This is a genomic window from Atribacterota bacterium (assembly GCA_028717805.1).
Lineage (GTDB): Bacteria > Atribacterota > Phoenicimicrobiia > Phoenicimicrobiales > Stramentimicrobiaceae > Stramentimicrobium.
This window is the reverse complement of the sequence record JAQUNC010000089.1, coordinates 1-2,891: the sequence shown is the minus strand read 5'-3', so window position 1 is coordinate 2,891 and position 2,891 is coordinate 1. Positions and strand designations below refer to the sequence as shown.

Annotated in this window: 3 protein-coding genes; all 3 read right to left on the bottom strand. The window is 31.7% G+C overall.

Annotated elements, in window-relative coordinates; translation table 11 throughout:
• Positions 1-258 (bottom strand): ATP-binding cassette domain-containing protein (locus PHD84_10755; protein MDD5638275.1); only part of this gene is annotated, 258 nt, incomplete at its 3' end.
• 16 nt (positions 259-274) lie between these two features.
• Positions 275-1,444 carry a polysaccharide pyruvyl transferase CsaB gene (gene csaB / locus PHD84_10750; protein MDD5638274.1) on the bottom strand — a complete coding sequence of 390 codons (1,170 nt, stop codon included), beginning with the start codon at positions 1,442-1,444 and terminating at the stop codon, positions 275-277.
• The coding region (locus tag PHD84_10745; GenBank protein MDD5638273.1) for a DUF5693 family protein at positions 1,425-2,891 on the bottom strand (1,467 nt) is incomplete at its 5' end. The genes csaB and PHD84_10745, both read right to left, overlap by 20 nt.

Below are 2,891 nucleotides of genomic sequence, written 5' to 3'. Positions count from 1 at the left end.
TTTAAAATCTTGAAAAACAATGCCAATTTCCCTTCTTAAGTAAGGTACTAAGGATGGTTTCAATCTGGATAGATTAACACCATCTACTATAACCTGTCCTTTAGTGGGAAGTACCCCCCGATAGATTAATTTCAAAAATGTCGTTTTTCCAGCACCGGTAGGTCCTACTAAAAAAACAAACTCCCCTTTCTTAATATGAATATTAATATCCCACAAGGCATGAATCTTATTAGGAAATGTTTTAAAAACATGAAACATCCTTATCAAATTTTTTCTATTCCTTTCTAGATTGAAAAGTTTTCCCTTCAATAAAATTTTTTAATCTATCATTACCAAGATTGGCTCTATCCTGGTATTGTTTTGTCGCAGAATTTAAAATAGTTTTAATCTTGACCTGATTATCTTTTATATATTTTAACTTATTATCAATATTTTTTATAGTTAATTGATTTATGTTTAATAATAATTCCGACAATCCTAAAGAATTAACATAATTTCTTACTTTAGGATCATAATTCAGGGCAATAAATGGGCAATTACTTATTGTGGCAAATATAATAGCATGAAACCTCATTCCAATGATTAAAGATAACTTGTGGAAAAGAGATAACATTTGAGCAGGACTAACTTCCTGATCAAGACAATCAACAGAAGAATGATTCATTTGTTTGATTATATCATTAATTAAAGTCACATCCTCATTAATTTGAAATGGCAGAAAGATTAATTTCGCTTGCTGCTTTTCAATTAGATAATCTGCTATTTTAGCCAGCTGTAAAATACTTTGCTCATAATCTTGCTCAAGTTCTTTACAATTTCTAATCACTACTCCAATAGTCTTTTCCCTATTTAACCTTTCCGGCAGAGAATATAAATGGTATTTTTTTATAATATTATCAGGCAATTTCTCTTTCTTTAATAAAAAAGTGGGATCAGTATATACCGAAACTAATTCTTTGTTGATTCCAATTTCTCCTAGGATTGCCTGAGACTGCTCGTCTCTCACCATAATTAGATTTACCTTATTCAAAATTAGACTGATTATTTTCCTATTAATCTGCCTTCTTACCGGACCTATACCCTGACCATAAATAACACTGGATACTTTAAACAATCGGGCAAGCATAATTAAACTCAGATAATAAATTACACTTAAACCTTTTCCACTAACATCCTGTAATAATCCCCCTCCACCACTAATAAAAAGGTCTGTTTTTCTCAATTGAGATAATATCAAAAATAAGTTTAGACGATATATGGAGTTCACTCTATATATTTCTTTGGTCTTATTTGGATATTGAGAAAGAACAAAAATATTTTCTCTGGGTATATCTCTCAATAATTCCTGGATCATAGTCATCAGGATAGCATCATCACCACAATTATCAAATCCAAAATAGCCAGAAATCATAATTAACTTTGCCTTATTGATTTCTTCTTTCATCAAACCTTTCCCTGATTATCTTTATTGAGAAATAGAATATGGTAGCCAAAACAATTCCCAGTAACAACCCTAACCAATAGCCATGGAAGGTTCTTAACAAGGAAAAAGAAATAGGAGTATGAACATGGCAAAAGGTATTGAGTATAGTTACTGGAGCAACTGTTCCCATAATTATAATTATATATTTTAAATATTTAATTCCCAGAAGATTCAGAGCAATAGCCAGAGCAAGCAAGGGATAGCCGATTAAAAATTCTTTACTCCTTGGTCTTGCTACCAGAAGTTGCTCTAAAAATAACCTCATCTTTTCTTCTAGCTCTGGTACTGGTAAAAAGGAGAAATTACCAGAACGGGAAATATAGATTACTAAAAAGACTAAAAATAAAAATACCAAAAATGCATGTTCAAATAGTATTGGTCTTTTTAGTTCCTCGCTCAGAGTGTTTTTTTCTGAATTATCTTTCCACCATAAATAAAATGTTACCAACAATAAAGGGATAATATAGGATATTTTTATCCCACTAAAAAGCTTTATTGCCAGAATAAATCGGTAGTCGGTTAATAAAGCTCCAACAAACAATCCGCCAATTACAGAAAAGGCCATTATACCAGAAATACCAAAAAATATCCTCTTTGTCATTTCAATATATGAATTAACTCCATAACAGGGAGAGGAATCCTTATCTCCCTCTACTGAATGAGGAACGAGTAAATATTTTTTATTCTTGATTATAGCCAGTACTGGAAATATTAAAGCACCAGCCAGAGCAAGTATTTTCATTAGCAGTATTTTACCGGCAAAAATGTTAATAAAGAAGAGGGAAAAAAGACCTACAACAAGGAGTAATATTTTAAATCTATCCAGTATGCTAAAAAAGTTACCCAATAAAAGTATCCCCGCTGCAACAATGCCCATGCCAATGATATAAATATATATTAATGGAATTTCATAATTGGGAAATAGACTTGCTTTGCCAACAGAAAAACCGTTTCGAGACAACTCCTTTCTAATACTATCAAGATATTTAAGATTTGCCTCTGCAAAATTTTCAGTTCTAATGTTTAAAAATGGATTCAGATAAAAAAGCCTGATATTTCTTTCTTGAGCTGCTCTGATCCAGCGCTCTATAGCCTTGTTCTGGGTAATTTTCTCCATTTCTTCTTTGGTAATACTATGAACTCTTACTGTCTGTGCACTCACAGCGAGTGCTATATCATCAATACCTTTTTGAGAAGTAAATTCTATTACTCCAAAGGGGTAATTATTTTCTTGTAAGAATTTTGCTGTGAGCTTAAGATGCTCAGGAGATGGATAACCTAAAACCTCCTCCTCGTCGAATATTATCAGAGAAGCATTGGTAACATTTTTCATTCCTGATAGCTTTAGTTGTACTACTTCTGTTTTTATCCTTGGTGAATTTTTTGGTCTTAAAATAACGTTATAATC

Coding starts and splice junctions, on each gene's coding strand:
- csaB (MDD5638274.1), bottom strand. CDS start 1,444: ATGAAAGAAGAAATCAATAAGGCAAAGTTAATTATGATTTCTGGCTAT.